This window comes from Burkholderia sp. AU45251, assembly GCF_030482905.1.
Lineage (GTDB): Bacteria > Pseudomonadota > Gammaproteobacteria > Burkholderiales > Burkholderiaceae > Burkholderia > Burkholderia aenigmatica.
On the sequence record NZ_JAUJQH010000001.1, the window covers coordinates 1,398,177 to 1,424,927 of the forward strand.

25 protein-coding genes and 2 pseudogenes are annotated in these 26,751 nt (G+C 66.0%); 5 read left to right on the forward strand and 22 right to left on the reverse strand.

What is annotated here, in order from left to right; genetic code table 11:
• Position 1: 1 nt before the first annotated feature.
• The 7 genes and pseudogenes from QZM67_RS06195 to QZM67_RS06225 all read right to left on the reverse strand — a co-directional run bounded on the left by QZM67_RS06195 (position 2) and on the right by QZM67_RS06225 (position 8,811).
• Positions 2-265, reverse strand: coding sequence for a hypothetical protein (locus tag QZM67_RS06195; protein ID WP_175021291.1), 264 nt, complete (start codon positions 263-265; stop codon positions 2-4).
• Positions 265-2,493 carry a TonB-dependent siderophore receptor gene (locus tag QZM67_RS06200; protein WP_301801267.1) on the reverse strand — a complete coding sequence of 743 codons (2,229 nt, stop codon included), beginning with the start codon at positions 2,491-2,493 and terminating at the stop codon, positions 265-267. Before QZM67_RS06200 ends, QZM67_RS06195 begins: the two co-directional genes overlap by 1 nt.
• A gap of 113 nt (positions 2,494-2,606) precedes the next feature.
• Positions 2,607-4,376 (reverse strand): ABC transporter ATP-binding protein, encoded by a 1,770-nt coding sequence (locus tag QZM67_RS06205; protein WP_301801268.1) that lies wholly within the window; start codon positions 4,374-4,376, stop codon positions 2,607-2,609.
• Complete coding sequence (locus QZM67_RS06210) at positions 4,376-6,097, reverse strand: ABC transporter ATP-binding protein (protein ID WP_301801269.1); 1,722 nt, start codon at positions 6,095-6,097, stop codon at positions 4,376-4,378. The genes QZM67_RS06205 and QZM67_RS06210 overlap by 1 nt, the downstream gene beginning before the upstream one ends.
• Positions 6,094-6,279 (reverse strand): annotated as a pseudogene (locus tag QZM67_RS39900) (oxidoreductase); the annotation flags it as partial. The pseudogene QZM67_RS39900 and the gene QZM67_RS06210, both read right to left, overlap by 4 nt.
• A gap of 327 nt (positions 6,280-6,606) precedes the next feature.
• Positions 6,607-7,548: a helix-turn-helix transcriptional regulator gene (locus QZM67_RS06220; RefSeq protein WP_301801271.1), complete on the reverse strand. Its 942-nt coding sequence runs from the start codon at positions 7,546-7,548 to the stop codon at positions 6,607-6,609.
• Positions 7,549-7,926: 378 nt separating this feature from the next.
• Complete coding sequence (locus QZM67_RS06225) at positions 7,927-8,811, reverse strand: LysR family transcriptional regulator (RefSeq protein WP_301801272.1); 885 nt, start codon at positions 8,809-8,811, stop codon at positions 7,927-7,929.
• A 91-nt stretch (positions 8,812-8,902) separates the two neighbouring features.
• Between QZM67_RS06225 and QZM67_RS06230 the strand changes: the two genes are divergently transcribed.
• A complete protein-coding gene (locus QZM67_RS06230; protein ID WP_301801274.1) occupies positions 8,903-10,204 on the forward strand; it encodes an aspartate aminotransferase family protein in 1,302 nt (433 codons plus the stop codon).
• Between the two features lie 177 nt (positions 10,205-10,381).
• Here the strand turns inward: QZM67_RS06230 and QZM67_RS06235 are convergent, their stop codons facing one another.
• Genes QZM67_RS06235 through QZM67_RS06245 form a run of 3 tightly spaced genes read right to left on the reverse strand, consistent with a single transcriptional unit; the run spans position 10,382 to position 13,002 of the window.
• Positions 10,382-11,185, reverse strand: a complete 804-nt coding sequence (locus tag QZM67_RS06235; RefSeq protein WP_175021285.1) for an ABC transporter permease — start codon at positions 11,183-11,185, stop codon at positions 10,382-10,384.
• A gap of 4 nt (positions 11,186-11,189) precedes the next feature.
• Complete coding sequence (locus tag QZM67_RS06240) at positions 11,190-12,017, reverse strand: ABC-2 family transporter protein (RefSeq protein ID WP_175021284.1); 828 nt, start codon at positions 12,015-12,017, stop codon at positions 11,190-11,192.
• Between the two features lie 4 nt (positions 12,018-12,021).
• Positions 12,022-13,002: an ATP-binding cassette domain-containing protein gene (locus tag QZM67_RS06245; RefSeq protein WP_301801276.1), complete on the reverse strand. Its 981-nt coding sequence runs from the start codon at positions 13,000-13,002 to the stop codon at positions 12,022-12,024.
• Between the two features lie 188 nt (positions 13,003-13,190).
• Between QZM67_RS06245 and QZM67_RS06250 the strand changes: the two genes are divergently transcribed.
• Positions 13,191-14,048, forward strand: coding sequence for an AraC family transcriptional regulator (locus QZM67_RS06250; protein WP_301801422.1), 858 nt, complete (start codon positions 13,191-13,193; stop codon positions 14,046-14,048).
• Positions 14,049-14,092: 44 nt separating this feature from the next.
• Positions 14,093-14,500 carry a DUF2000 domain-containing protein gene (locus tag QZM67_RS06255; protein WP_175021281.1) on the forward strand — a complete coding sequence of 136 codons (408 nt, stop codon included), beginning with the start codon at positions 14,093-14,095 and terminating at the stop codon, positions 14,498-14,500.
• A gap of 27 nt (positions 14,501-14,527) precedes the next feature.
• On the opposite strand, the gene QZM67_RS06260 is transcribed toward QZM67_RS06255, so the two are convergent.
• The 3 genes and pseudogenes from QZM67_RS06260 to QZM67_RS06270 form a co-directional block, all read right to left on the reverse strand.
• A complete protein-coding gene (locus QZM67_RS06260; RefSeq protein ID WP_301801277.1) occupies positions 14,528-14,878 on the reverse strand; it encodes a VOC family protein in 351 nt (116 codons plus the stop codon).
• 67 nt (positions 14,879-14,945) lie between these two features.
• On the reverse strand, positions 14,946-15,869 hold the full coding sequence (locus tag QZM67_RS06265; protein WP_301801279.1) for a DMT family transporter: 924 nt from the start codon (positions 15,867-15,869) through the stop codon (positions 14,946-14,948).
• A gap of 13 nt (positions 15,870-15,882) precedes the next feature.
• A pseudogene (locus QZM67_RS06270) lies at positions 15,883-16,175 on the reverse strand (2OG-Fe(II) oxygenase); the annotation flags it as partial.
• A gap of 89 nt (positions 16,176-16,264) precedes the next feature.
• Between QZM67_RS06270 and QZM67_RS06275 the strand changes: the two are divergent.
• Positions 16,265-17,119 carry a LysR family transcriptional regulator gene (locus tag QZM67_RS06275; protein WP_301801280.1) on the forward strand — a complete coding sequence of 285 codons (855 nt, stop codon included), beginning with the start codon at positions 16,265-16,267 and terminating at the stop codon, positions 17,117-17,119.
• A gap of 82 nt (positions 17,120-17,201) precedes the next feature.
• On the opposite strand, the gene QZM67_RS06280 is transcribed toward QZM67_RS06275, so the two are convergent.
• The 5 genes from QZM67_RS06280 to QZM67_RS06300 form a co-directional block, all read right to left on the reverse strand.
• On the reverse strand, positions 17,202-17,903 hold the full coding sequence (locus QZM67_RS06280; protein ID WP_301801281.1) for an ABC transporter ATP-binding protein: 702 nt from the start codon (positions 17,901-17,903) through the stop codon (positions 17,202-17,204).
• The gene (gene livG, locus QZM67_RS06285) at positions 17,903-18,676 is read right to left on the reverse strand and encodes a high-affinity branched-chain amino acid ABC transporter ATP-binding protein LivG (RefSeq protein WP_043180278.1); all 774 of its coding nucleotides are present in this window, start codon (positions 18,674-18,676) and stop codon (positions 17,903-17,905) included. Before livG ends, QZM67_RS06280 begins: the two co-directional genes overlap by 1 nt.
• On the reverse strand, positions 18,673-19,944 hold the full coding sequence (locus QZM67_RS06290; protein ID WP_043180279.1) for a high-affinity branched-chain amino acid ABC transporter permease LivM: 1,272 nt from the start codon (positions 19,942-19,944) through the stop codon (positions 18,673-18,675). Before QZM67_RS06290 ends, livG begins: the two co-directional genes overlap by 4 nt.
• 11 nt (positions 19,945-19,955) lie before the next feature.
• Complete coding sequence (gene livH / locus QZM67_RS06295) at positions 19,956-20,882, reverse strand: high-affinity branched-chain amino acid ABC transporter permease LivH (RefSeq protein WP_043180281.1); 927 nt, start codon at positions 20,880-20,882, stop codon at positions 19,956-19,958.
• A 182-nt stretch (positions 20,883-21,064) separates the two neighbouring features.
• Entirely contained in the window at positions 21,065-22,183 is a 1,119-nt protein-coding gene (locus tag QZM67_RS06300) for a branched-chain amino acid ABC transporter substrate-binding protein (RefSeq protein WP_043180283.1), read from the reverse strand.
• 809 nt (positions 22,184-22,992) lie between these two features.
• Here QZM67_RS06300 and QZM67_RS06305 point away from each other — a divergent pair.
• Positions 22,993-23,628: a hypothetical protein gene (locus QZM67_RS06305; RefSeq protein ID WP_301801424.1), complete on the forward strand. Its 636-nt coding sequence runs from the start codon at positions 22,993-22,995 to the stop codon at positions 23,626-23,628.
• A 240-nt stretch (positions 23,629-23,868) separates the two neighbouring features.
• Here the strand turns inward: QZM67_RS06305 and QZM67_RS06310 are convergent, their stop codons facing one another.
• The 4 genes from QZM67_RS06310 to QZM67_RS06325 all read right to left on the reverse strand — a co-directional run bounded on the left by QZM67_RS06310 (position 23,869) and on the right by QZM67_RS06325 (position 26,353).
• Positions 23,869-24,258, reverse strand: coding sequence for a hypothetical protein (locus tag QZM67_RS06310; RefSeq protein ID WP_089452084.1), 390 nt, complete (start codon positions 24,256-24,258; stop codon positions 23,869-23,871).
• A 122-nt stretch (positions 24,259-24,380) separates the two neighbouring features.
• Positions 24,381-24,719 (reverse strand): hypothetical protein, encoded by a 339-nt coding sequence (locus QZM67_RS06315; RefSeq protein WP_301801282.1) that lies wholly within the window; start codon positions 24,717-24,719, stop codon positions 24,381-24,383.
• Positions 24,720-24,906: 187 nt separating this feature from the next.
• Positions 24,907-25,704, reverse strand: a complete 798-nt coding sequence (locus tag QZM67_RS06320) for a hypothetical protein (RefSeq protein ID WP_301801283.1) — start codon at positions 25,702-25,704, stop codon at positions 24,907-24,909.
• Between the two features lie 238 nt (positions 25,705-25,942).
• Positions 25,943-26,353 (reverse strand): barstar family protein, encoded by a 411-nt coding sequence (locus QZM67_RS06325; RefSeq protein ID WP_301801284.1) that lies wholly within the window; start codon positions 26,351-26,353, stop codon positions 25,943-25,945.
• Between the last annotated feature and the right edge of the window lie 398 nt (positions 26,354-26,751).

Consider the following 26,751-nt stretch of genomic DNA (forward strand, 5'->3'; position numbering starts at 1 on the left):
GTCAGCGCCCTCCCCAGAACATCGCGCACGGCACGAGCACCGCGAGCCAGGCACCCGCGCGCCACACGGCCTGGCGCCGCCCGGGCGCGACGAGCACCCACAGCAGCGCGGCGACGCTCGCGGCAAGCGACAGCAACACGGCCGCATAGAGCCGGTTCAGGCCGTCGGCCGGGTAATGACGGGCCAGCGTGACCGCGAGCGCGACCGCGCCCGGCAGCACGCCGCCGATCGCGAGCGCCGCCCGCGTCCCCCAGCCGCCCGCCATCAGAACTGCCCGCGCACGGTCAGCATCACGTTGCGCGGTTCTCCGTAACGGTTGTTCCAGCCGGGCTGGCTCAGGCTCAGGTAGTACTTGCGGTCGAACAGGTTGTTGACGTTGAGCGCCGCGCTCCAGTGCTTGTCGTAGCGGTAGCCGAGCCGCACGCTCGCGAGCGCGTAGCCGCCCTGGCTCAGCGTGACGCCGTTCGCCTGCGCCGAGTAGTTGCTCTGCACCTGCACGCCGCCGCCGACGCTCCAGCGCCGCTCCTGCCACGGCAGGTCGTAGTTGGTCCACAGCCGGAACAGGTGGCGCGGGTTCAGCAGCGGCGCGAACGAGCCCGCGTTCGCGAGGTTGTCGGCATAACTCATCGTGTCGTACGTGTAGCTCGCCCACACGCTCCACCACGGCGTGATGCGGCCGTTCGCCTCGAACTCGAAGCCCTGGCTGCGCACGCTGCCGCCGTTAACGTAGTAGCAGTTCGGCCCCGCGCACGGATGCGCGAGATCGACCTGCGGGTTGTTGTCGAGATCGATGCGGAACGCCGCGAGCGACACGTTCAGCTTGCCGCCCGCCAGTTCGCCCTTCACGCCGGTCTCGTAGGTGCGCCCCTTCACCGGCGTCAGGATGCCGCCGCCCCACATCGACTTGGTTTGCGGCTGGAACACTTCCGCATAGCTCGCGTACCACGACCAGTCGCGCGCGAAATCCCAGATCAGCCCGCCGTACGGCGTGAACTGGTGGCCGGTGTTGTAGTGCGCGCCGAGGCTGTCCTGGTTCCACCAGCTCATGCGGCCGCCGAGCACGAGCGTGACGGGTTCCGCGAGCTTGATGCGGCCGAGCCCGTACACGCCCTTCTGCGAAACGTCGTTCTGCTGCGACTGCTGGTACGGGCCGACGCCCGGCTCGGGCACGCTGTCCGGGTTCCAGCGGTACACGTTCACCGGCGTGCCGGACACGTCGCCGAGCAGCTGCGCCGACATCTGCCCGCTGCTGCTGTTCGCGTAGGTCACGCCGAACATCAGGTCGTGCGTGAGCCCGAACGCATGCACCGGGCCCTGCACGTTCGCATCGAGGCTGCGGCTGTAGGTGCTGAATCGGTACGCGCCGCCCGTCAGCGCGCCGCCCGCGCCGGTCGCCGGATCGATCGCGCCGAACGCGCCCGCGTACTTCAGGTCGGAGCGCACGCTCTGGTATTCGCCGCTCACCTTCGCCTTCCAGCCGCCGCCGAGCTTCTGCTCGACCGAACCGAACGCGCGCGTCGTGTCCCAGTCGAAGCTGCCCCACGCGGTGTCGAGGAACGTCGAGCGCGACAGGCCGAGGCTCGATCCGTCACGCGCCATCGGCACGCCGGACATGTCGGGCACCGATCGGGTCGTCTGGTACTGCGCGCCGAACGTGAGCAGCGTGTCGCGCGTCACATCGACTTCCGTGACGCTGTAGATCGACCGCGTATCCTGCTTCGCGTGATCGTAGAAGAAGTGACGATCCTCGTAGGCGGCGACGAGCCGGCTGCGCACGGTGCCCGCCGCATTGAGCGGCCCGCCGATGTCGGCTTCCGCGCGATAGCGGTCCCAGCTGCCGACACTCACGCTCGCATTCGCGGCGAACTGGTACTGCGGCCGCTTGCGCACGAGGTTGACCGTCGCGGCCGGGTTGCCCGAGCCGTGCAGCAGGCCGTTCGCGCCGCGCAGGATTTCCACGCGCTCGTACACCGACATGTCCTGCGGCGCGCTCGCCATGTCGCCGATCACGATCGGCACACCGTCGAATTCGAACGAATCGACCTTGAAGCCGCGCACGAAGTACGCGGTGGTGAGCAGCACGTAGGGCTGCACCGTCACGCCCGCCGATTGCTGCATCACCTCGTCGAGCGAGTACAGGTTCTGCTGGTCGATCCGCTCGCGCGTCGTCACGCTGACCGACTGCGGAATTTCCCGCAACGCCAGCGGCATCTTGCCGACCGTCGCCACCGACGGATCGTCGGCCACGCCGCGCGACGCGGTCACCGAAATCGCTTTCAGCTCACCCGCGGCGGGCTTCACGGCGGTCGCCTCTTCCTTCCGGACTTCCGTGCCAGCCGCCGACGCCGGCACCGTATCGGCGAACGCCGCCGCCGGATGCGCGGCGATCAGCAAGCCGAGATACAGCGACGGACGCCAGCGCCCTCGCCCGAAGCGGGCGACGCACGCGCCCTTCGTCTTTGATCTCCCAGGTTCCAGCACCTCGTACCGCATTCACGCCCCCGTATTTGATAATCGTTCTCATTATCAAATAGAACCGGCGGGCGATTTTTCGATCGAGGGGCTTTTCCTATCGATTCCGGGCACGCCGGATCGCATTGTTCACGTCAGTGCGCGGATTCGGCCGGCCGGGCATCCGCGTCCGTATCCGCATCGGTGAGCGGGACCGAGTCGGGCGGCCGCCCGGCGCGGGCGAATGTCGCGTACCACGCATCGGTCTCGACCAGCTGCGCATGCGTGCCGGTCGCCCGCACCCGGCCCCCGTCGAGCACGACGATCGTGTCGGCGGCGGCCGCGAGCGTCGGCTGGTGCGTGACGACGACGCGCGTACGCTGCCCGCGCAGCGCGACGAGACTGTCGCGCACGCGACGCGCGCTCAGCTCGTCGAGGCTCGCGGTCGGCTCGTCGAACATCAGCACCGGCGCACGCGCCAGCAGCGCGCGCGCCAGGCACACACGCTGGCGCTGCCCGCCCGACAGCAACTGGCCGCCCGGCCCCACGCCGGATTCGAGCCCGTCCGGCAATCGCTCGGCGTCGCGCAGCAGGCCGACCGCGTCCAGCGCGGCGCGCAGTTCGTCATTGGACGCGTCCGGCCGGCCCATCCGCACGTTCCACGCGAGGCTGCCGCGAAACAGCCCGTTATCCTGGAACACGAGATTGCGCGTCGCGGCGAGCGTCGCCTCGCTCAGGTGCCGCACGTCGGTGCGGCCGAGCAGCACGCGCCCGGCGTCCGGATCGTCGAGCCGCGCGAGCAGGCCCAGCAGCGTGCTCTTCCCGGCCCCCGTAGGGCCGACGATCGCGACGAAGCCGCCCGCCGGGCAATGCAGGTCGACGCCGTCGAGCAACGTCGCGCCGGTGGCCGACCGGTAGCCGACGCGAACCGCGTCGACACTCGCATCGTGTACCGGCGTGCCACGCTCGGGGCTGTCGAAACGCGGCGCGTGCAGCACCGCGAGCACGGTGTCGAGCGCGCGCCAACCGCCGCGCAGCGCCTGGTCGAGCTGCGTGAGCTGCGCGAGCGGCTCGATGAAGCGCACGAGCAGCACGAGCACCGCCACGGCCGTCGCGGCATCGAGCCGGCCGGTCGAGACGGCCCACGTGCCGCCGACCAGCATCGCGACGAACACGCCCTGCACCGCGCCCGCGAAGCCGAGTTCGATCGGCAGCGAGCGCCGCATCAGCGCACGCGTGCGGCGATGCTGCTCGTCGAACGCGTGCTGCAAAGCCGCGCGCGCGTCGCCTTCCTGTCCCGCGAAGCGCAACAGCCCCTGATGGGCAGCGAAGGTCTGAAGCTGCACGGCCATGCCGCGATCGCCTGACGCGCGCGATTGCTCGAACGCGAGCGTGCGGGTGCCACCGCGTTCGAGCAGCGCGAACAACAGCACGGCCGCCGCCGCAAGGCACAGCGCGATGCGCCAGTCGATCCATGCGAGCCCCGCGACGACCGCGAGCGGTGTCACGACCGCGCCGATCAACGGCCCGAGCAGGTGCGCCGGAATCCCCATCGCCTGCATGACCGGCCCGCGCAACAACCCGGCCGGATGCGTGTCGCGCACGGCCTGCCACGACGCGATGCGCGGCAGGTGCCGCACGAGGCGTTCGACGAGACCGGCCGCGAGCGCGCCGCCCGCGCGATAGCCGCCGCGTTGCGCGACGTACAGCACGAGTGCGTGGCACAGCGTCAGCGCGCCGAGCGCGATCGTCCAGTGCAGCACGGCCGCGTGCACGCCGGCGAACCATGCGCGGATCAACGGCACGAGCAGCAACCCGCAGGCGCCGTCGAGCAACGCGGCCGCCACCGCCCAGCCGGCGCCGCGCCACAGCGCGCGACGCGTTTCGGATGGCAAGCACTGCAAACGTTTGAGCGACTTCATCATCAGGCGGCCTCCCCGCCCGCGGCGCCGCGTTCGCTCCATAGCCGCGCATACAGCCCGCGCGCGGCCAGCAGCGCCGCATGCGTGCCGCGCTCGACGATGCGGCCGCGATCCATCACGAGAATCTGGTCCGCATGCCGGATCGCGTCGAGATCGTGGCTGACGATCACGCGCGTGCGCGCGTCGCCGCGCAACGCATTGCGCAACGCGCGCCCGGTTTGCGGATCGAGTGCCGAGGCCGGTTCGTCGAGCAGCAGCACCGGTGCGGGCGACAGCAGCGCGCGCGCAATCGCCAGCCGCTGCAGTTCGCCGCCGGACAGCCGCACGTCGCGCCCGCACACGCAGTCGTAGCCGCCCGGCAACGCGTCGATGCGTTCGTCGAGGCAGGCTGCGCGCGCGGCTGCGCGAATCGCGTTGCGATCGGCGTCCGGCCGGTAAAGCGCGATGTTCGTCGCAATCGACGCGTCGAGTGCGGCGGCCTGCTGGAACACCATCGCCACCTGCTCGCGCCGCGTATCCGACGCGAGCCGCCGCAGATCGGCGCCGCCGAGCCGCACCGTGCCGCGGTCCGGATCCATGAAGCGCGCGAGCAGCATCAGCAGCGTGCTCTTGCCCGCGCCCGATGGCCCGACGATCGCGGTGGTCGTGCCGTCCGCGATCGTCGCGTCGATATCGCGCAGGATCGGCGCGCCGTCGATGTCGATACTCACGCCGCTCAGTTCGACCGACGCGTCGCGTGGCACCTGTGCAGCGCCATCGACTGGCTCGGGCAAGCCGGGCTGGGCGAGCAACGCATCGAGGCGTGCGGCGGCCGCGCGCGCTTCGCGCAGTGCGTCGGCACCGTGGCCGAGCGCACGCACCGGCGCGGCGACTGCCCAGATCAGCAGCGCGAACACGCACAGTTCGCCGACCGGCTGACGGCCGGCCGTCAGCCACGTCGCACCGAATACGACCCAGGCAAGCAGGAACGGCGTGCCGAGCAGCACCTGCGTGCAGGCGCCCGGCCCGCCGACGCGGCCGACCCATGCTGAAAACGCCTGCTCGAAGCGCCCGGTCGACGCCAGCGCGGCCGCCTCGATGCCGGCGCCCGGATACTGCCGCACGAGCGCCGGGTTCTGCGCGAGCTGTGCGTAATCGCCCATCAGTTGTTCGAGCGCCGCATTGCGCGCCGCGACGGCCGGTGCGAACCGCACTGAACGCATCCAGCGGAACAGCGCGGCCCCCGCGACGAGCGGCACGAGCGCCCATGCGAGCAGCACGGGATTCAGGTAAAGCAGGCATGCGAGCGCTGCACACGGCACGACGATCAGTTGCGTGAGGTCGGCCGGCGCATGCGCGACGAGCTGGTGCAGCGCGCGCACGTCCTGGTCGACGTGACGCGCGACGCGATCGCTGCCCGCGCGCGCAAACCAGCCGAGCGGCAAGCGCTGCAGATGATCGGCGAGGCGCCTGCGCAAGCGATCGGCGAGATCGGCGTCGACACGATGCGTCAGGTGCAGCGCGATCGTCTGGCCGCCCAGCCAGCCCACACCGGCCACCACGGCCGCGACGAGCCAGCCGCGTGCCGTCGCGTCGAGCTGCGCCGTCGCGCGCCACGCGTCGGCGACCCGGCCGAGCGCGAGCCACGGCACGAGCGATGCGACACCCGCCAGCGCCTGCAGCACGACCGCCGCCGCGAGCGGCACCGCGAACGGCCGCAACATCGAAAGCAACGGCCCCTTCATGCGGCACGCTCCAGCAGCATGCCGAGCCTGGCCGCGCACGCGTTGCCCGGCAGTTGCTCCGGAAAGCCGAGCTGCGTGGCCAGGTGCCGCCAGACGCGCGTCACGTCGCCGCTGCGCGGGTTGCACACCTGCAGCCCTTCGCCCGACACGAGCCGATCGACCGCGCGCACGGCCGCCTGCGGCCGGCTGCGCGTCGGCAGGCACGCGAGTTCGGCCATGCGCGGTGTATGCGCGACGCGGCTGAAGCGCGGTGCGCGGAACGTTTTCCGCGAACGGGCGAGCGGCAGCGCCGCGATCATCGCGACGAACGGCGAGCGAAAGGTAATGGGAGAAAAACAGGAAGGACCGGAATGATCGATTCCGGCATCGACAGCGGTCTGGCTCATGAGCACGCCTTGCATGGGTCGTTCGATGGCGGATCCGCTCGGCGGCGGCCACCCGTGGATGAAAATCTATCTCACCCACACCCATGAGCACGGTCGATTGTTTTAGGCTGCCGGTCAGTTGCTTTAGATTGCCGCGCGCGCCGGTTCGACGTCGTCAATCGCGTTCGACGACGCACGAATATCGCTCGGCGAAATCCCGTAGCGCTTGCGAAACGCAATCGAAAAATGCGCGGGGCTGTAGCCGACGCGGTACGCGACGGTCGACACGTTCGCGTCCTCCGCGCACAGCATCGCGTGTGCGGTCCGCAACCGGTATTCCTGCAGGTACGCATACACGCTCGCGCCGAACACCTTGCGGAAACCGGCGGTCAGCTTGCGCGAATTCATCCCGACGCGGCCCGCGAGCGCGTCGAGCGTCGGCGGCTGCTGCAACTCGCGCGTCAGGATGTCGCTCGCCGCATACACGCGCTCCACGTCCGACGACGTGACGCGCACGTCGGCCGGCGCGAACTGCCGCTGCGTCGCCAGCAACTGCGCGCTCAGCGCGGTCAGCTCGAAGGCCTTGGCCTTCAGGTAGTACTCGCGCACCGCGCCCTCGAACTGACACGTTGCAATCTGCACCGCAAGCGCCTGCAGCGCCTTCGACGCCGGGCAACTGACGATGCGCGGATCGCTGCCCGCCGGCGCGAGCATCGTCTCCGGCAGCAGGCTCAGGTCGCGGTCGAGCGCATCGACACCGAGCTGCACGATCGTGTAACGCAACGGCATGTCGCGATCGTAGATCTGGTGCGTCGTGAATTCGCCGTCGTTGGCGATCACGCACAGGCCCGGCCCCTTGATGCATTGCTCGGGCTGGCCCGGCACGCGGCAGCGCAACTGCCCGCTCTGCACGAGGACGAGCTTCAGCCCTTTTTCGAGCGGCTCCTCGTACCAATCGCGGCTGTCCGAACACAGCGTGCCGCTCACGAGTTTCATGCCCGCATCGATGTGCATCACGCCCGGATGATTACCGGGGACGAGCACCGGCGGATGACGTCGTGACGAAGCGAAGGAGGTCGAGCTCATCGGAGGTCCGTTGGTTAGGCGGCACGCGCAGCCCGGCGCGCGCCGGCGGCAACCGGCCGATGGTCCGGCCGGGCCGGGGCCGCACGACAGGCGCCCGATCGAATGAAATGGCCGCGACATCGAAAGAAACGACGCGGTCGCGGCACTTGCCGCAAATGATAATACCTCTCATTTACATTTTCTGACAACTTGCCGGAACCCCGGGTCGGTGCGTGCAATCCTCCGGTCCTCCGTGGCGCCGGCCGTCCCGGTCAGGTTGTCGGGCAGGCAGCGCGATCCACGTGCGCGATGTAGCGGCGGTGGCCGATGCTCGCGGCTCGGCAAAGATATCGGCCTCGTCGACGGTCGAGTGATCCGTCATCGCGGCGGCCGCGTGGATCACAACAGCGGCAGCGTGAGCCGGATATGCTCGGCGAACGCCGCCGTCAGATGCGACGGCCGCTTGCGGTCGAACCTCAGCGCAATGCCCACGGCCGGCAACGGCGGCAAGCGCGGATCGCCGGTGACGATCGCCAGGTCGGCCGGCACCGCCGTCTGCGTCATCACCGCGAACGCCTGCCCCGAACGCACCAGCGCGATCAGCCCCGCGAGACTGCTGCTCGCATACGCGACGCGGTAATCGCGGCCGGCACGATCGAGCGCATCGCAGGCCGCGACGTGATCGAGCGTGTCGCGATCGGACAGCGCCAGCGGCAACGGATCGAAATGCGCGGGTTCGAGCCCCGGATAGCCGATCCAGACCAGTTGCTCGCGGCGAATGATGTCGTCGTGCTCGCCATCGTCCGGCAATGAAATCATCGCCAGGTCGACCGCGCGTTTCTCCAGCTGTTCGACGAGCCGCGGGGTCGGCCCGCATACGACTTCGACGATCGCCTGCGGATGCTGGCTCGAAAACTGCCGCAGCAGCGAAGGCAGCCAGACCTCCGCGTAATCGTCCGGGCACCCGAAGCGGATCGTCCCCGACAACCCCGTGCCGCACAGGTCGGCCATCGCCTCGTCGTGCAGCCGCAGGATGCGCTGCGCATGCACGAGCAGCCGCTCGCCCGGATGGGTCAGCACCACGCCGCGCCCGGTGCGCTGGAACAGCGGCTGATCGACGACCTCCTCGAGCCGCTTCATCTGCTGGCTGAGCGCGGATTGGGTCCGGCCGACCCGCGCGGCCGCGCGGCTGAGCGCGCGCACCTCGGCGACCACAACGAACGAGCGCAGCAGGTCGATTTCGAGCGAAAGTGCCAAGGTATTAGCTCCTTTTCTACCTTGCATAAGAACTATTCGTTTCCATCAAATCAGACGCGCGCCTAGACTGCAAGCGCCCCCTGTTCCCTGCCCCTTGCCCCTTGTCTGGAGACGCCCGATGTCCCTGAACGACGACCCGACCTTCTGGCGCAACGCCAGGCAGCACCTGGTCCGCTACGGCGGCACGTTCGAGCCGCTGATCATCGAGCGCGCGAAAGGCAGCTTCGTGTACGACGCGGACGGCCGCGCGATCCTCGATTTCACGTCGGGCCAGATGAGCGCGGTGCTCGGCCACAGCCATCCGGAGATCGTGTCCGTGATCGGCGAATACGCGGGCAAGCTCGACCACCTGTTCAGCGGAATGCTGTCGCGGCCGGTCGTCGACCTCGCGACGCGCCTCGCCGACATCACGCCCGCCGGGCTCGATCGCGCGCTCTTGCTCAGCACCGGCGCGGAATCGAACGAAGCGGCGATCCGGATGGCGAAGCTCGTCACCGGCAAGTACGAGATCGTCGGCTTCGCGCAGTCGTGGCACGGGATGACGGGCGCGGCCGCGTCGGCCACGTACAGCGCCGGCCGCAAGGGTGTCGGCCCGGCCGCCGTCGGTTCGTTCGCGATTCCGGCGCCGTTCGCGTACCGGCCGCGCTTCGAGCGCAACGGCACCACCGACTTCCTCGCCGAACTCGACTACGCGTTCGACCTGATCGATCGCCAGTCGAGCGGCAACCTCGCGGCCTTCATTGCGGAGCCGATCCTCAGTTCGGGCGGGATCATCGAATTGCCGGAAGGTTATATGGCAGCGCTCAAGCGCAAGTGCGAGGAACGCGGGATGCTGCTGATCCTCGACGAGGCACAGACCGGCGTCGGGCGCACCGGCACGATGTTCGCGTGCCAGCGCGACGGCGTGACGCCCGACATCCTGACGCTATCGAAGACGCTCGGCGCCGGGCTGCCGCTCGCGGCGATCGTCACGTCCGCGCAGATCGAGGAACGCGCGCATGAACTCGGCTACCTGTTCTACACGACGCACGTGTCGGATCCGCTGCCGGCGGCCGTCGGCCTGCGCGTGCTGGACGTGGTGCAGCGCGACGGACTCGTCGCACGGGCGAACCTGATGGGCGACCGGCTCCGGCGCGGCCTGCTCGACCTGATGGAACGCTTCGACTGCATCGGCGACGTGCGCGGACGCGGGCTGCTGCTCGGCGTCGAGATCGTCAAGGATCGCCGCACGAAGGAACCGGCGGACGGGCTCGGCACGAAGATCACGCGCGAATGCATGAATCTCGGGCTCAGCATGAACATCGTGCAGTTGCCCGGCATGGGCGGCGTGTTCCGGATCGCGCCGCCGCTGACGGTCAGCGAAGCGGAGATCGATCTCGGGTTGTCGTTGCTCGAGCAGGCGATCGCACGCGCGTTGTAACGGCGTGCGGCAACGCCCTGCCCCGCTGCGGCACGTTCCGTCGAGCCGGTTCGACGGCCTGGCGCGACGGAAACGAGATCCGGATTCCCGATCGATCGACACGCTTCGGTGTCGACGCAAGTCGCGCGTGACGCGCCGGCAGTGGCGCGTCGCGCATCACGGGCGCTCGTGCGCCGCTCAGGTACCCGTCGACGTATATTTGCGCACCCCGAACCGCCACGCGACGAAGCACGCGCCGAGGAACACGAACGCAACCGCCGGCGCGAGCGGCAAGAACCAGCCCGGCGCGCCGAGCGGATCGGGCTTGCCGAGGATCGCCAGCACCGGGAAGTACGCGATGCACGCGATCGGCACGACGAACGTCAGGAAATGACGGAGCCAGCCCGCATAAAGACTGATCGGGAACTGCGCGGCCTGAACGCCGCCGTACGTGACGACATTGACGACTTCCAGGCTCTCGACGGTCCAGAACGCGAGCGTGGCCTGCAGCACCATCAGCCCGAAGAACAGCGCGACGCCGCCGGCGATCGTCCACAGGGCCAGCGCGATCGCCGTGGCGTTCCAGTCGAAATCGAGCGCGCGCGTCGCGACGACCAGCACGACGATGCCCTGCAGCAGCCGCCCGATCACGCGCAACCGAAAGTCATGGCCGATCAGTTGCAACGTGGCCGTGCGCGGGCGCAGCAGCAGGCGGTCGAAATCGCCCGTGCGGATGAAGTCGCTGCCGAACACGTCGAACCCGCGGCTGATGAAATCGGCGATCGCGAAGCTGACGCTGACCATCCCGAAGAACATGCAGATGTCGCCGAAGCGCCAGCCCTGCACGTCGCCGAAGCGGTCGAACAGTGCCCAGATGCCGACCAGTTCGATGAGGGTCGTCAGGAACGTGCCCGCGCCGAGCATCAGGCTCGAGGCCGGATACTGGAGCTGGGCGCGGATCGAGGTGGCGAAGTAGCGGGACAGCAGGCGGGCGGTATTCATCGGTTCAGCCTCCCTGCAGGTGAAGCCGCGCCATCACGCGGTGCATCGCCGTGCGCCCAAGCGCGACGAAGGCGACGATCCAGAACGCCTGCAGCGCGAGCCCGGCCCAGGCCGCGCCCCCGCTCAGCGTGCCGATGTAGATCCGCGACGGGATGTCGAGCATCCCGGCGAACGGCTGGGCGATCAGCAGCGGCTGCAGCCAATCCGGAAACAGGCCGAGCGGAATCAGGTTGCCCGAGAACAGGATCACGAACGCGGGCGCGAGCGTGTTGATCCCGCGATCGGTCAGCGTCGCCGCGATACACAGGTTGAGCAGCATCACGAACGCGGCGGCGAGCCCGATCATCAGCATCACGGACACGACGAACAGCGCGGCCCGCGCGGCGTCCGCCGGCGGCTGCCAGGCCCATTCGCCGAACCCGGCGAGCGGCAGCACGATCGCCGCCGCGACGAACATCAGCAGGACCCGCGGCAGCGCCCGCGCGCTCATCCACGCCATCGCCCGCACGTACCACCACGTGTACGTATCGACCGGGCGCAGCCGGTCATAGCTGACCGCGCCGGTCCGCACCGCGGCCGCGACATCGGGGTCGCCGGCCCACGGCAGCAGCGCGAACAGCGCCTGCGCGATCCACGTGTAGGTCGTCACCTGCTCGAGCGTCATCGATGCATGCGCGTGCGTCGCGTGACGATAGAACGCCGCATAGATCATCACCTTGAGCGCGCCCCACCAGCATTGCGTCGTGAAGCCCGCGAGGGCGGCCGCGCGATACTGGAGCAGGGTCTTGAAGCGTGCCGAGAAGGCCGCGGCGTACGGGCGCAGGACGTCCATCGGCTCAGGCTTCCGTCGCGCCATGCAGGCGGTAGAAGCGCGCGATGACCTCCTCGATCGCCGGCTGCTCGACGCGGATGTCCTCGACCGCATGCTCGGCCGCGATGCGCGCGACGAGCGCGGGCGCACCGATGACGCCCGGATCGAACGCGAGCTCGGCCGTGCGCCCCTCGCGTCGCAGCAACTGCGTACCGGCGATGTTGAGCGCCGGTGCTTCGTCCGCGAAATCGACCAGGATGCGGCGGTCGGACAGCACGCCGGCACGCAGCGCGTCGAACGGCTGGTCGGCCAGCACGCGGCCATGCCCGATGACGATCACGCGCTCCGCGAGCGCCTCGATGTCGTGCATGTCGTGCGTCGTCAGCAATACGGTCACGCCGCGCTCGCGGTTCAGCATCTTGACGAATTCGCGCACCGCGAGCTTCGACGGCGCATCGAGGCCGATGGTCGGCTCGTCGAGAAACAGGATCGGCGGCTCATGCAGCAGCGCCGCGGCAATTTCGGCGCGCATCCGTTGCCCGAGCGACAACTGGCGTACCGGCTGGTCGAGCAGGCTGTCGAGGCGCAGCATCGCGACGAGCGCGTCGCGCGTGCGGCGGTAGGCGCCGGGATCGACGCGATAGATGTCGCGCAGCAGGTCGAAGCCGTCGATGACGGGCAGGTCCCACCACAACTGGCTGCGTTGCCCGAACACCGCGCCGATGCGCGCGACGTGCGCGATGCGGTCGTCGAACGGCACGCGGCCGTCGATGACCACCTTGCCGGAAGTCGGCCGCAGGATGCCGGACAGGATCTTGATGGTGGTCGACTTGCCGGCCCCGTTGGGCCCGATGAAACCGAGCAGCTCGCCGCGCCGCAGGCTGAAGCTGACGTCCTTGAGCGCTTCGACTTCACGCCAGCGGCGGCGCAGCAGCCCAAGCATGCCGGGCTGCCGCTCCGCGATGCGGTAGGTCTTCGCCAGGCCTTCGACGATGATCTGGGACATGCAATCCTCGCGGGTTCGTTAGCGGCCCGCGGCCGTCGGGCAGACGGTGCCGGCGCGGAAAGCGCGCGATCTTATCATGGGGCGAGCCGAAGGATCGGCAGGATGCAAGCAACCGCGTGGCCGGCCCGCCCGGCGCCCGCGACCTGCGTACACTGACGGGCAGGCAACGACAACCCGTGAGGCAAGCGATGACGATAGCGGCGCAACCTGCCGGCGAGCCCGACCACTGGCTCGTCGCGCGGCGCGATATGGAAACCGGCATCGAGAGCCTGCACGCGCATTTCACCGGCCATGCGTACGACGCGCACGATCACGACGACATGCTGGTCGGCTTCACCGAACAAGGCGTGCAGCAATTCCAGTGCCATCGGTCGGTACACACGAGCGTGCCGGGCCGCGCGATCCTGATCGAGCCGGGCGCGCTGCACGACGGCCATGCGCCCGAAGCCGGCGGCTTCACCTACGGGATGCTGTACCTGCCGCAAGCATGGGTCGAGCGTGCCGCGCGCCGGCTCGACCTGCCGGGGCTCTGCGGTGTCGAGGCGTCGTTCGGCCATACGCTCGTCGACGATCGCGGCCTCGTCGACGCGATCCGGCACGCGTTTCTCGCGATCCACGGCAACGAAGGCAAGCTCGCGCGCGACCAGACGCTCGACCGCCTGCTGATGCGGCTCGGTGGCGAACTGCGCACCCCGCTCTCGCTGGAAATCGGCATCGTGCCACCCGCGATCGCGCGCGTGCGCGATCTGCTGCATGAACGCATGGACGGCAACGTCGGTCTCGACGAGCTGGCCAGCGTCGCCGGAATCGACCGGTTCCGGCTGACGCGGCTGTTCCAGCGTGCGTTCGGCACGTCGCCGCACGCGTACCTGGTGCGCTTGCGGCTGCGCGCCGCGCGCCGGCTGCTGGCCGCCGGCCGCACGCCCGCGCAGGCGGCCGCGGACGTCGGCTTCGCCGACCAGAGCCACCTGGGCCGGTGGTTCCGCCGCGCCTACCGGATCACGCCGGCCGCGTACCGGCAACTCTGCACAAACGTTCCAGACTGATCGCGCACCGCATCCGATCATGAGCGTCTCTATGAGGAGCAATCATGTTCGATACGAAGGTGGCGCTGATCGTGCGCGACGATCTCGCGGCGTGGCAGAAACTCAACGTCGTCGCATTTCTCGCGACGGGGGTCGCGGCCGAAGCGCCTGAAGCGCTCGGCGAGCCATACGAGGACGCGGCGGGCCGCCGCTACGGCCGCATGCTGGGCCAGCCGATGCTGGTGTTCGCGGCCGATCTGAACGGGCTGCAGGCCGCGCATCGGCAGGCGCTGTCGCGCGAACTCACGATCGTGCCCTACGTGCACGCGATGTTTTCGACCGGACACGACGCGGCCAACCGCGAGGTGTTTCGTGCGGGGGATGCCGAGCATCTCGACCTCGTCGGGCTGGCGCTGCGCGGGCCGAAGAAGGCGGTGGAAAAAGCGGTGAAGGGGCTGGCGTTGCATGCGTGAACGCCGCAGCCGCCTTCGCGTGGCGGATCAGCGATGCGCGAGCACGTTGACGAGCTTGCCGAACGGATCGCGCACGTAGAACCGCCGCACGCCCCACGGCTCGTCGGCCGGGCCGTATTCGACGCGAATCCCGGCCGCATGCACGCGCGCGAGCGCTTCATCGACGTCGTCGACCTCGATCGACAGATCGGGCGTCGGCGTACCCGCCCCGCCCTGCGACGCGAAGCTGATCTGCACGTCCATCTGCTCGTCGTTGCCGTAGGTCGCGATCCAGCCGTGGTCCATCAGCAGGTCGAGGCCGAAGATCCGCTGGTAGAAGCGCTTTGCGTCGTCGACCGATCGCGTGTCGATGTTGGCGACGATCCGTTTGACCTTCATCGGGTTCCTCCACGGGGCGTGACAGTACCGCGACGCTACACCGGAACCGCACGCGCAACCAGGGGCGTCAGCGGCCGGCCGCCTCCAAGTCCGCCCGCCGCGCCCGCGCCGGCCGCTCGCCCTGCTTGCCGGCCAGCCACACGCCGATCGCGACGACGACGATGCCGAGATAGGTCGACACCTCGATCCGGTCGCCGAACATCCACGCGGCCCAGGTCAGCGTCACCGGCGGCTCGAGATAGACGAGGGTTGCCACGCGCGTCGCGGGCATGCGCTTGAGCAGCGCCCACAACGACAGGTACGCGATGAAGGTCGAGAACACCGTCAGCCACACGACGGAGACCCACACGTTCGGCTGGGTCGGCACATGCAGGTCGCCCGTGACGATCCCGCACGCCGCGAACAGCACGAGGCTCACGCAGCCCTGCACGAACAGCGGCAGGAACAGCCCGTCCTCGTCGCTGCGCGCGGCCGTCAACGCACGGCGGCGCTGATAGATCGTCGCGATCGACAGCCCCAACGCGGACACCAGCGGCAGCAGGTACATGACGAGCCCGACCGACCCGGCCGGCAGCGCATATTGCCCGCCGATCACGATCCCCACGCCGACGAACCCGACGACGAGCCCGGCCCACTGGCGCGCCCCGCTGCGCTCGCTGCCTTCCAACGCCGTCATCGCGGCCGTGATGAGCGGCTGCAACGCGGCGACGATCGCGGCGATGCCGGGCGGCAGGCCATGCTGAATCGCCACGTACACGCAGGCCAGATAGAGAAACTGCGACAGGAAGCCGATCACCGCGTGATAGCGGAGCTTCTCCCACGTCAGGCGCCCGAGCTGCCGGTTGAGGACGATCGCCAGACAGAGCGTGACGAGCAGGAACCGCCAGAACAGCAGGTTGAACGCGCCGGCCGTCTCCGCGCCGAGCTTGGCGCCGATGAAGCCGGAACTCCACGACAACACGAAAACGAGCTGGAGCAGGAATAGCTGCATGGGGCGACGGTTCTCAGAAGGTTAGCGGGGACCGGCGCGGGTCTTCCAGATCCTCCGGGCGAATCGGTTCGAGCCCGAGGCGCCGGTACTGCCATTCGGCGTCGCGCCTGAAGGCTGCGCTGCAGCGCCAGCCAGTTGACGATCGTGTGCGGAATACCGGCGTTCGCGATCGTGGCGGTCGAACGTCTCCGCGGTCGATTCGTAGAACAGAAGGTTTCCGCCGTCGTAGCCGGATCGATCCGACGGCGCGATGTTCAGCACGACGCGGGGGCCGTCGGTGTGCCGCATGCCCAGCTGATCCCTGCCGTTGCCTGCCTGTTGACCCGAGAATATGGGATGCCCAATAATTCCGTCAATCGACATTACCTGAATCACTGATTCGGAAAAACCAAATCATGCCGCGTACCCTGGACGTCGACCTGCTGCGCACCTTCCACGCCGTCGCGAAGCTCGGCCGCTTCAAGGATGCGGCCGTTCATGTGAATCGCAGCCCGTCGTCGGTCACCGCGCAGATTCAGAAGCTCGAGGAAATGGTTGCGCAGCGCTTGTTTACGCGAAACAACCAGGCCGTCGAACTCACCCAGTTCGGCCACAAGCTGCTGAGCGACACCACCGAGTTTCTCCTGAGCCACGACCGGCTCGTCGAATCGCTGTCGCCGCAGATGCTGACCGGCAAGTTGCGCCTCGGCATCCCCGATTCGTACGCCGCGCACTTCATGGCGGAATTCCTGCCGCGCTTCGCCGCCGACCGGCCGCTGCTCGAACTGACCGTCGAAGCGCGCGCCAGCGAGGAGCTGCAGTCGCTGTTCGCCCGCGGGCAGCTGGACATCACGATCGCCGTGGTGCCGAAAGTGCCGCCGCACGGCGAGCTGCTCAGCAAGACGCATCCGGTGTGGGTAGCCGCGCGAACCTTCAAGTTCAATCCCGACGCGCCGCTGCCGATCGCCGTGCAACTGCAGGGCTGCCCGTACCGCGAGACCGCGCTGAACGCGCTGAAGAAAGCGAAGATCGCGCACCGGATGCTGCTCGAGAGCGCCAGTTCGCCGGCAGTCGAGGCGTGTATCGCCAACGGCCTCGCGGTCGGCCTCATCGAACACGATCGCGTGTCCGGCAACCTGACGAGCCACGTCGACGGGATCGTGCTGCCCGATCTCCCGCCGCACCTGATCACCATCCTGACGGACGACAGCAATCGTGCCGCGCTGCATCTGCGCGACATATTGAAAAGCACGTTCAGGATCGGACTGTGAAGACAAGGCCGGGAACCGGCCTTGCATGAGAAAGCGAAAGAAGAAGCACCGCCGGCCCGTTGCAGGCCGGCGGCATCCGGCGTCACCCGCCGAGGTAAGCCTGCTTGATCCGGTCGTTCGCGAGCAGGTTCGCGCCCGTATCCGCGAGCACCACGCGCCCCGTTTCGAGCACGTAGCCGCGATCGGCCACGCCGAGCGCCTTGTTCGCGTTCTGCTCGACGAGGAACACCGTGACGCCTTCGTCGCGAATCATGCGGATGATGTCGAAGATCTGCGCGATCACGAGCGGCGCGAGGCCGAGCGTCGGCTCATCGAGCAGCAGCAGGCGCGGCTTGCTCATCAGCGCGCGGCCGATCGCCAGCATCTGCTGCTCGCCGCCCGACATCGTGCCGGCCCGCTGCGTCGCGCGCTCCTTCAGGCGCGGAAACAGCTTGAACACGTGCTCGATGCCGTCGTCGATCTCGTGACGGCTCGCGAAGAAGCCGCCCATCTTCAGGTTTTCGAGCACCGTCAGGCTCGGGAACACGCGCCGCCCTTCCGGCGAGATCGCCATCCCCTGCCGCATGATCTGGTGCGTCGACATCCCGGTGATGTCCTTGCCCTCGAACATCACGCGACCCGACGATGCGCGCGGCGTGCCGCACACGGTCATCATCAGCGTCGTCTTGCCGGCGCCGTTGCTGCCGATCAGCGTGACGATCTCGCCCTTGTTCACCTCGATCGACACGCCCGAGAGCGCTTCGACCGCGCCGTAGTGCGTATGGACCTGTTCCAGCTTCAGCATCACTCTTCCCCCAGATACGCCTTGATCACGCGCGGGTCGTTGCGGACCGCTTCCGGCGTGCCGATCACGATCGGCCGGCCGTGCTCCATCACGAGGATGCGGTCCGATACGCCCATCACGAGGCTCATGTCGTGTTCGATCAGCAGCACCGATACGCCGAACTCGCGGCGCAGCTTGTCGATCAGGTGCTGCAGCTCGATCTTCTCCTGCGGGTTGAGACCGGCCGCCGGCTCGTCGAGCATCAGCAGGCGCGGCTCGGTGATCATGCAGCGCGCGATCTCCAGACGCCGCTGGTGCCCGTACGACAGCGTGCCGGCCGGCCGGTTGGCCACCGACGTCAGCCCCATCCGGTCGAGCCACACCGCCGCGCGTTCGAGCGCTTCCTTCTCGGCATGACGATAGGCCGGCGTCGCGAACAGGCCGTGCAGCAGCCCCGCCTTCACCTTGCGATGCTGCGCGACGAGCAGGTTCTCGACGACGGTCAGCGACTTGAACAGGCGGATGTTCTGGAACGTCCGCACCAGGCCCTTCAACGCGATCTTGTGGCTCGGCAGCCCGCCGATCGCGTGGCCGTCGAGCACGACGTCGCCGCCGGTCGGCTTGTAGAAGCCGCCGACGCAGTTGAACACCGTGGTCTTGCCCGCACCGTTCGGCCCGATGATCGCGAACACTTCGTCGCGACGCACGTCGAAATCGATGCCGTCCACCGCGAGCAACCCGCCGAAGCGCATCTGCAGCCCGGCGACCTTCAACAGTTCTGCATTCGCGCTCATTGCGGCAGCTCCACGTGGGGGCGGCTCGCGGGCAGCAGGCCCTGCGGACGCCACATCATCATCAACACCATCACGAGACCGAAGATCAGCATCCGGTACTCGGCGAAGCCGCGCGCGACTTCCGGCAGCACGGTCAGCAGGATCGCCGCGAGAATCACGCCGAGCTGCGACCCCATCCCGCCGAGCACGACGATCGCGAGGATCAGCGCCGATTCGATGAAGGTGAACGATTCAGGATTCACGAGGCCCTGACGCGCCGCGAAGAATGCGCCGCCGATGCCCGCGAACGCCGCGCCGAGCGTGAACGCCGACAGCTTGATGCGGGTCGGGTTCAGGCCCAGCGAACGGCACGCGATCTCGTCGTCGCGCAGCGCTTCCCACGCACGGCCCATCGGCATGCGGATCAGGCGGCTCGTGACGAACAGCGTGAAGCCGACGAGCACGAGCGCGATCAGGTACAGGAAGATGACGACGTGGTCGCCGCTGTATTCCAGCCCGATCAGCTCATGGAACGTCTTCGCGCCTTCGACGCTCGCGCTGCGCGCCATCTCGTAGCCGAACACGGTCGGCTTCGGAATGCCCGAGATGCCGTCCGGGCCGCCCGTGAGGCTCGTCAGGTTGTTCGCCATCAGGCGGATGATTTCGCCGAAGCCGAGCGTGACGATCGCGAGATAGTCGCCGCGCAGCCGCAGCACCGGGAAGCCGAGCAGGAAGCCGAACGTCGCAGCCGCGATCGCGGCGAGCGGCAGGCACTCCCAGAACGTGAGCCCGAAATACTGGTTCAGCATCGCGTACGTGTAGCCGCCCACCGCGTAGAACCCGACGTAGCCGAGATCCAGCAGCCCCGCGAAACCGACCACGATGTTCAGCCCGAGGCCGAGGATCACGTAGATCAGCGCGAGCGTCGCGACGTCCACCGCGCCGCGCGAGCCGAAGAACGGCCACACGAGCCCGACCGCGAGCAGCACCCATACGATCACGCGCTGCTGCTGCGCGCCCATCGCGGGCATCGCCGGCAGCTTCACCGCCGATTTCGCGCGCACGAGCCACGGCTTGAACAACTGGAACAGGAACACGGCCGCGACCGCGATCCACACCGGCCGCCAATGCGGCGTGAGCACCACCTGATAGCCGTCGAGCTTCAGCTGCAGCCCGAGCACCGGAATCGTGAGGATCGCCGTCAGGAACGCGGCGGCCACGGCATTTTTCAGCGTCTGGCCGATCGAAGCATCGGCGGCCGGGCGGCGAACGGAAATGACTTGACTCATCTGCGTCTCCCTCAAACCTTTTCGATGTCCGACTTGCCGAGCAGGCCGGTCGGGCGGAAGAGCAGGATCAGCACGAGCAGGCCGAACGCGACGACGTCCTTGTACTCGGCCGGCATGTAGCCCGCTGCGAAGGTTTCCGCGAGGCCCAGCAGCACGCCACCGAGCATCGCACCCGGAATGCTGCCGATCCCGCCGAGCACCGCGGCGGTAAACGCCTTGATGCCCGCGACGAAGCCGATATACGGATTCAGCTTGCCGATCGTCAGCCCGATCAGCACGCCGCCGACGGCGGCCAGCATCGCGCCGAGCACGAACGTGAACGAGATCACGCGGTTCGTGTCGATGCCGAGCAGGTTCGCCATCTTCATGTCCTCGGCGCACGCGCGGCACGCACGGCCCATCCGCGAATGCGAGATGAACAGCGTGAGCGCGATCATCAGCACGATCGTCACGCAGACGATCAAGAGGCGCGCATACGGAATGGTCACGTCGAAGTCGCCGCCGAGATGGATGTCGAACGCGCCGGAGATCAGCACCGGCACGGACACGTCGCGCGCGCCCTGGCCGATCTGCACGTAGTTCTGCAGGAAGATCGACATGCCGATCGCGGAGATCAGCGGCACGAGACGCGGGCCGCCGCGCAGCGGCCGATACGCGACGCGCTCGACCGCGAAGCCGTACAGCCCGGTGACGATCACCGACACGATCAGTGCGGCGCCGAGCACGAGCGGCAGCGGATAGCCGGCGGAGATGCCGATTGCAGTGAGTGTGACGAGGCCCACGTACGCGCCGATCATGTAGATCTCGCCGTGGGCGAAGTTGATCATGCCGATGATGCCGTAGACCATCGAATAGCCGATGGCGATCAGCGCATAGATCGCACCCAGCGTCAGGCCGTTGACCAGTTGCTGGGCGAATTGCGGAAAGAAGTCAGTCATGTGCGGGAAGCTCCCGTTGGCGCCATGTCGCCTGCCGTCGCCGGATCACGGCGCGGCCGCGCGCAACGCACGGTGTCGTCTCGGGCCGCCCCGTGGCCGCGCAATGGGCAGATGCGCGGACAATACGCACCCGCCCCGTCCGGGTCGCGGACAGGGCGGAATGCGCGGGCGGGTACTCCGTCTTACTTGGCGGCGGTCTTCGTCGCGTCCTTGTGCCACGTGTACACGACGAACTTGAACGCCTTCAGGTCGCCCTGGGCGTCATACGCGACCTTGCCGATCGGCGTGTCGAACGTCGTCTTGTGCATGTACGCGGCGACCTTGGTCGGATCGGTCGACTTCGCTCCTGCGATCGAGTCGGCGATGATCTTCACCGCTGCGTACGCAGGCATCTGGAACGGGCCGTTCGGATCGCGCTTCTTGTCCGCGAATGCCTTCACGAGGCCCGCGTTGGCCGGATCGGCCGAGAAGTCGGCCGGCAGCGTGACGAGCATGCCTTCCGAGGCCGGGCCGGCGATCGCCGTCACGTCCTTGTTGCCTACGCCTTCAGGCCCCATGAACGTGGCCTTCACGCCCTGCTCGCGCGCCTGGCGCATCAGCAGGCCCATTTCCGGGTGGTAGCCGCCGAAGTAGACGAAATCGACGCCTTGCGACTTCAGCTTCGTGATGATCGCCGAGTAGTCCGAATCGCCGGCGTTGATGCCTTCGAACAGCACGACCGGGATCTTCGCGGCTTCGAGGTCCTTCTTCACCGACGATGCGATGCCCTGGCCGTACGACTGCTTGTCGTGCAGCACAGCGACCTTCTTCGGCTTCACGTTGTTGATGATGAAGTGCGCGGCGGCCGGGCCTTGCTGGTCGTCACGACCGATCGTGCGGAAGATGAAGTGGCGCTTCTTGCCTTCCGTCAGCTGCGGCGCGGTGGCCGACGGCGTGACCATCACGATGCCTTCGTTCTCGTAGATGTCGGACGCGGGGATCGTCGAACCCGAGCACACGTGGCCGATCACGAACTTGATCTTCTGGCTGACGATCTTGTTGGCGACGGCGACGGCCTGCTTCGGTTCGCATGCGTCGTCCATCATCACGACTTCAAACTTGTTGCCGCCCGCACCGCCTGCAGCGTTGACCTGCTCGATCGCGGTCAGCGCGCCGGCCTTCACCATGTCGCCGTATTGGGCGACCGAACCGCTCATCGGACCAGCGATGGCGATCTTCACGGTTTCCGCTTGCGCGGCGGCGGCGCCGGCGGCGAACAGCACGGCGGCGACGGAAATGGACGTAAGACGGGACAGCGTCATCAGGAGCTCCTCGATGTTGTTAGTCATACGGGCAAAGGCGGCATGACTTGCGCAATCGAACAGCACCCGGGGCGAGGACATGGGACACGCCCGAGACACATAGAAGACGGAACTCCGGCGGAATGTTGCGTAGCGGGGCCCGGCTCTTGCAGTCCCCAAAGGGGACGTCTGGTTCGGAAAGACATCGTGATGCGTCTTGCATTGCGCAAGCGTTTCGCCTGCCCCGCTTGCCAAACCGCTTGATCGGAGGGATGGTCCGACAGCCGTTGGCAAGGCAGTCGAAATTATATGGGCGTTTTTAAATCGTCTGTCAAAAATGCCGGTCGACCGAGGGAAAACACGGAGGTTTTCGGGATAGGCGGTAGCGATTGGGGCGCAACCTTGCGAAGCGCGAGAACGTTTGCCTGGAGTGCAATTCGGTTGCTATGAAGTGGGTCGGTTTGGCGGGTTGCCTTGCTGCGCTTGGGGTTCAGCGAATGTCGATGCCGAGCGTTGCATTTTTGGGCTACTCAGGGTCGGATTGTTTAAAATCAATCGACTGATGATTACCTGGGCGGGCACTCATTCGGGGCGCTCGGTCGAGGCGGCAAATCTTTCTGTTTACAAATAAAACTAAACATCTGGAAGCTGATTGTTATTTTCATGAAATAATACGAATTCGCTTCTGCAATCCAGCCAGCCTTCCTGTGAGTCGCGCACGCCGCGTTTCGCGGACGCTTCAGGGCTGCTTCGACGCCCGTCCGTCGCCCAGCCGCCAGCCAGTGATCTGCCGTTTTTTCTCATCGCATATCACCTGCTTCGGAACGCTGATGAATCACCCCTTTCGCTTTTCTTCCGCCGCCGCGATCGCGTGCGCGCTTGCTCTTTCTGTTTCTGTTTCCACCGCCGATGCGTCGGGACGCGATTCGCTGGCCGATCGGCCGGCGGGTGCCAATGTGTTTCGCTCGGAGCGGTGGGCTGCTGCGCGGGATGACGGGCATGCGGCGCGCATGAACCACCGCCGCGCGCAGTACGCTGCACCCGTGGAACGCACGCCGTTCGATACGCCGGATACGCGGCCGTTGCGTGTGTCAGGCGATGCGCTTGTGGCACCGCCGCCTTCGTCCGAGCGCGAGCCCGATTGGGCATTGCCCTCGAGCCGCGTCGCGCTCGGCGCAGGCGGCAGCGAAAGTTTTGGTCGCGCCGTGCCTGGACATGAACAGCGCGAGCAGAACTGGAATGAATATCTGCGCGCGAACGGCTCGCGGCCGGCTACCAGTGGCGGTTCGTATGCGCCGCAGCGGCCGTACGACACGGCGCGTGGTCCGCATGGCGCGCCGAATCCGTTCGATCCTTCGGTGCCGCAGCCGGAGACGCGGACGTTCTACGACAACGGCGCGGGGACGCGTTGCACGGCCACTGGCGGTGCGGGGACGTCGCGGTCGTCCTGCAATATCGCCTGGTGATGCGTTGGGGCGGTCTGCAGCGGCTGCATCCAGTGCAAGACACGCCTATTTCCCCACCCACGCGGGCTGCCACACGCGTGTACAAGCCCCTACCTGTTCCCGTCCGCTTTGACTCGGTCGAACGCCTGGACCGCGGCAGGCTCTCGTCCGCGCTTCGCCCAGTCCTGCTGGCGCAGATTCCTCACCAAGCCATCCACGCTCCAATTGGAAAATGGCATGAGATGACGCGCCTCGAGCACCTCAAAGGTAGTCCCTCTTCCTGGTCTGGATCACTTTTTTCGAGGCGTCGAAATCGTCGCCATAGATCAAAATATCCCCAAGGAACAGATGATTGACAAAAAAATCCACCAACGTCACATCGACAAGTTCATCAAACACAATCGATATCGACGAGCATTCATCGAGAAAGCAAAGGCTTTCCTGAAACTGCAGTGATATCTCGCGTGGACAAACAAGAACCCCCACCAACCCGCCACTTTGCGCGCCCTGATCGCTCAACTCAACCATCGGCTCGTTCAGCCGTTCGTCGTCTTCAAGATAGACACACGTTTGAATGGAGAAATAGCCATCCGCCAGCCTGAACGTGATCGCGTTCGTATCCAGCTCGTCATAGACAAAATCAACTTCCATCGGACGTATCGTGAGCTCCATCACCGCCCCTTTATCTCAAGCGTCGGCTTACGCATCGCCACGGCAGCCATTTTCATCCCGCAAGTCTTGTCCACTGAAGAGCAACCATTCCTGCCGCTCACTTAGTCCTGAGGATCATAGAAATCATCCATTTCCCGGTAATAGTTGACCGCAAAGACAATATCCGCCAAAGACGCCGTCGAATTTCGACGCCGCTCGAATTCAACTATGCCTCGAAACGTCTGCATATCGAACAGTTGCCTCATATTTCTACTCTTTGCAATTTTTGGCAAATGAGTTCCAGGAGCAACATCTTCGAGCTCGTCATCTCCTTCCAGAAGGAGAATTTCCGCGCGCCAAGGGTCAGCCATCCATGCCCCATGATCAACAAAAAGAGCCGAATCCCAATCGAGACTGTCCAGCTCGTCGAGCAGGTTCTGGACCGAGCGATAAATCTTCATCTACACCTCCCAAATCGGCAGGATTTCCCGCCAGCCGTTGTTTAGCTTGCGAATTCGACGGACAAACACATCGCACCCGAAGTGTCCGGTCGACACGCTGAGCGAGTCCGTCATCACCAAGCGCTCTAGTTGCGTGCCGGCCATTGCCTCGGCGGCGTACGGTACGCGCGCCGCTTCGGAAACAGGCTCAAGGTAGCTTTCGCAACGGCTTATTCACGGGCGCTTTCTGCCAGGCGAGCAATATTCCGGACTCTCCGCACGCGTGGTTGACTCCGAGCAACTCCGTCTCCTTGACCGACCAGAGCCACATGTGGTTCGAAATGCTTTCCAATGATCCGCGAGACGAATCAGATCTGATCCATTCCTTCAACGAAAGATCGCCGACACGGATCTCCATGTGTTCCCCGTTGAGAACATTCAGGGGATAAACCATCCTGAGCTTTCCGCGCTCGTAGCTCGCCGTTCCCGGCGATCTGCCAGGGAGATTTCTCGTAAAAAGAGACGTATTCTCGAATGGGAAAATTCGAATCAAATTAACGCCAGTTGAATACTTATATGCAATCGATGCGCTTTCAGCGCCATAAGCAATGGCATATTTAAAGCTCATGTGCATTGCGACAATTTTCGCAAATTCCTCTACTTTTTTATCAATTCCATAAATTGACATTCCTATCTGAACATCGATGAACGACAGGCCGCCGTATGCCGGGACATTGTAGCCAAACGAAATGGCTGGAGCGCCATCACTTTCTCCGTCGTTGTACACCTGAAATGCCGAGGCTTCTCCACCGGAGATCTTCCCTTCCAAGTCAGCCAGCAACACCTCACGCTCACCAATAAGCCGCTCCCCGTTCTGGACGACGAATTCCAAAAGGGACGCCTTGGTTGCCTTGCTACCAAATTGGGAAAAGAGATTCTGGGCGACTGCCAGCGCAGATGCCGCCTGAGTCGGATCGGTTCCGTAAATGACGATTCCTGTGTACATGGGTGCTACCTCCTTCGGCGTCGCAATTGCGCGCTCACCTGAGATCGTGGTGCTGACGGAGTTGCCAAGATCGGTAGGTGTATGCAAGCCAGCGGGTCAGCGTGTACTCGTCGAGTACCTCGCCATGCGCGTCGCACTTCAGCCTGCCCCGATTCTTCAGCAACGAAGCACGAGGGACAGCGTGTACGACCTGGCGGACGGTTAACTGTGATCACAAGGACTCCCCGTGCCCGTTTGTTCACACCCGACATGGGGTTTGAACAACCAGCAGCGTCTTCGCTCTGGATCCCGTTACGTCCGGATCAGCCAGCGTAACGCACAGATCGATGAGTATATCCGTCGCAATAGCAAAGGCTTCAGGTTCCACTGCTCTCAGACAGTCCGAATTTGGCCAGAAGATCGCGATTCTCTCGTGCTCTATTTCATCCAATCCCGACGACAGGGAATCAGCCAAAGCGTCCCAGCTTCGATTGCTGTACAAGGGTGGATCTAGTGGACATGTACTACGAATCGCGTCGAAGAACTGTTCCTTCGATGCGATGCCTGCAGGCAAGAAAACAACCAACCAATCACCGCGACCGCATTCTTTCGCAATGCACTTCGCTTCGGTCGAATCGGTCACATAAAGCCCTGGCCTATCCAGCATCATGAGTCACCCGATTTGAACAAAAGCATGACCTTCTGCATCACGCGCAATACGCTTCACCGCGGCGCATCGCACCTCAAATTTATACAACCCTCAAATATCGAAATACCACTCAATGAATTCATTAAAATCACTCCATCGAGCCACCACACTTCCATTCACGAACTCTTCCAAAGAATTCCCTAGCCCAACATCAAAAACTCCGCCCGTTTTCGTGTCATAGAAATACCCCCACCCTCCGGGGAATGCATCCAACGGAATATACTGCGCTGGAATTTTAAGAACCTCGCGTACGACCCTCAATCTCCCGTCATAGTCAGAGTTATTCAAAAACCAGCAGATTTGATATATCTCACCGTTCCGGGACGTAAAAGTCGGACCATCGTCAACATGCAAATAAA

What these genes read in the sequence shown, in the direction of transcription:
- QZM67_RS06245 (WP_301801276.1), bottom strand. Translation starts at nt 13,002, where the DNA reads ATGTCCCAGATCATCGTCGAAGGCCTGGCGAAGACCTACCGCATCGCG.
- QZM67_RS06240 (WP_175021284.1), bottom strand. Translation starts at nt 12,017, where the DNA reads ATGGACGTCCTGCGCCCGTACGCCGCGGCCTTCTCGGCACGCTTCAAG.
- QZM67_RS06250 (WP_301801422.1), top strand. Translation starts at nt 13,191, where the DNA reads ATGACGATAGCGGCGCAACCTGCCGGCGAGCCCGACCACTGGCTCGTC.
- QZM67_RS06220 (WP_301801271.1), bottom strand. Translation starts at nt 7,548, where the DNA reads ATGAGCTCGACCTCCTTCGCTTCGTCACGACGTCATCCGCCGGTGCTC.
- QZM67_RS06265 (WP_301801279.1), bottom strand. Translation starts at nt 15,869, where the DNA reads ATGCAGCTATTCCTGCTCCAGCTCGTTTTCGTGTTGTCGTGGAGTTCC.
- QZM67_RS06260 (WP_301801277.1), bottom strand. Translation starts at nt 14,878, where the DNA reads ATGAAGGTCAAACGGATCGTCGCCAACATCGACACGCGATCGGTCGAC.
- QZM67_RS06195 (WP_175021291.1), bottom strand. Translation starts at nt 265, where the DNA reads ATGGCGGGCGGCTGGGGGACGCGGGCGGCGCTCGCGATCGGCGGCGTG.
- QZM67_RS06305 (WP_301801424.1), top strand. Translation starts at nt 22,993, where the DNA reads ATGAATCACCCCTTTCGCTTTTCTTCCGCCGCCGCGATCGCGTGCGCG.
- QZM67_RS06320 (WP_301801283.1), bottom strand. Translation starts at nt 25,704, where the DNA reads ATGTACACAGGAATCGTCATTTACGGAACCGATCCGACTCAGGCGGCA.
- QZM67_RS06225 (WP_301801272.1), bottom strand. Translation starts at nt 8,811, where the DNA reads ATGCAAGGTAGAAAAGGAGCTAATACCTTGGCACTTTCGCTCGAAATC.
- QZM67_RS06310 (WP_089452084.1), bottom strand. Translation starts at nt 24,258, where the DNA reads ATGGAAGTTGATTTTGTCTATGACGAGCTGGATACGAACGCGATCACG.
- livG (WP_043180278.1), bottom strand. Translation starts at nt 18,676, where the DNA reads ATGAGCGCGAATGCAGAACTGTTGAAGGTCGCCGGGCTGCAGATGCGC.
- QZM67_RS06275 (WP_301801280.1), top strand. Translation starts at nt 16,265, where the DNA reads ATGCCGCGTACCCTGGACGTCGACCTGCTGCGCACCTTCCACGCCGTC.
- QZM67_RS06235 (WP_175021285.1), bottom strand. Translation starts at nt 11,185, where the DNA reads ATGAATACCGCCCGCCTGCTGTCCCGCTACTTCGCCACCTCGATCCGC.
- QZM67_RS06280 (WP_301801281.1), bottom strand. Translation starts at nt 17,903, where the DNA reads ATGCTGAAGCTGGAACAGGTCCATACGCACTACGGCGCGGTCGAAGCG.
- QZM67_RS06300 (WP_043180283.1), bottom strand. Translation starts at nt 22,183, where the DNA reads ATGACGCTGTCCCGTCTTACGTCCATTTCCGTCGCCGCCGTGCTGTTC.
- QZM67_RS06255 (WP_175021281.1), top strand. Translation starts at nt 14,093, where the DNA reads ATGTTCGATACGAAGGTGGCGCTGATCGTGCGCGACGATCTCGCGGCG.
- QZM67_RS06290 (WP_043180279.1), bottom strand. Translation starts at nt 19,944, where the DNA reads ATGAGTCAAGTCATTTCCGTTCGCCGCCCGGCCGCCGATGCTTCGATC.
- QZM67_RS06205 (WP_301801268.1), bottom strand. Translation starts at nt 4,376, where the DNA reads ATGATGAAGTCGCTCAAACGTTTGCAGTGCTTGCCATCCGAAACGCGT.
- QZM67_RS06210 (WP_301801269.1), bottom strand. Translation starts at nt 6,097, where the DNA reads ATGAAGGGGCCGTTGCTTTCGATGTTGCGGCCGTTCGCGGTGCCGCTC.
- QZM67_RS06200 (WP_301801267.1), bottom strand. Translation starts at nt 2,493, where the DNA reads ATGCGGTACGAGGTGCTGGAACCTGGGAGATCAAAGACGAAGGGCGCG.
- livH (WP_043180281.1), bottom strand. Translation starts at nt 20,882, where the DNA reads ATGACTGACTTCTTTCCGCAATTCGCCCAGCAACTGGTCAACGGCCTG.
- QZM67_RS06325 (WP_301801284.1), bottom strand. Translation starts at nt 26,353, where the DNA reads ATGATGCTGGATAGGCCAGGGCTTTATGTGACCGATTCGACCGAAGCG.
- QZM67_RS06230 (WP_301801274.1), top strand. Translation starts at nt 8,903, where the DNA reads ATGTCCCTGAACGACGACCCGACCTTCTGGCGCAACGCCAGGCAGCAC.
- QZM67_RS06315 (WP_301801282.1), bottom strand. Translation starts at nt 24,719, where the DNA reads ATGAAGATTTATCGCTCGGTCCAGAACCTGCTCGACGAGCTGGACAGT.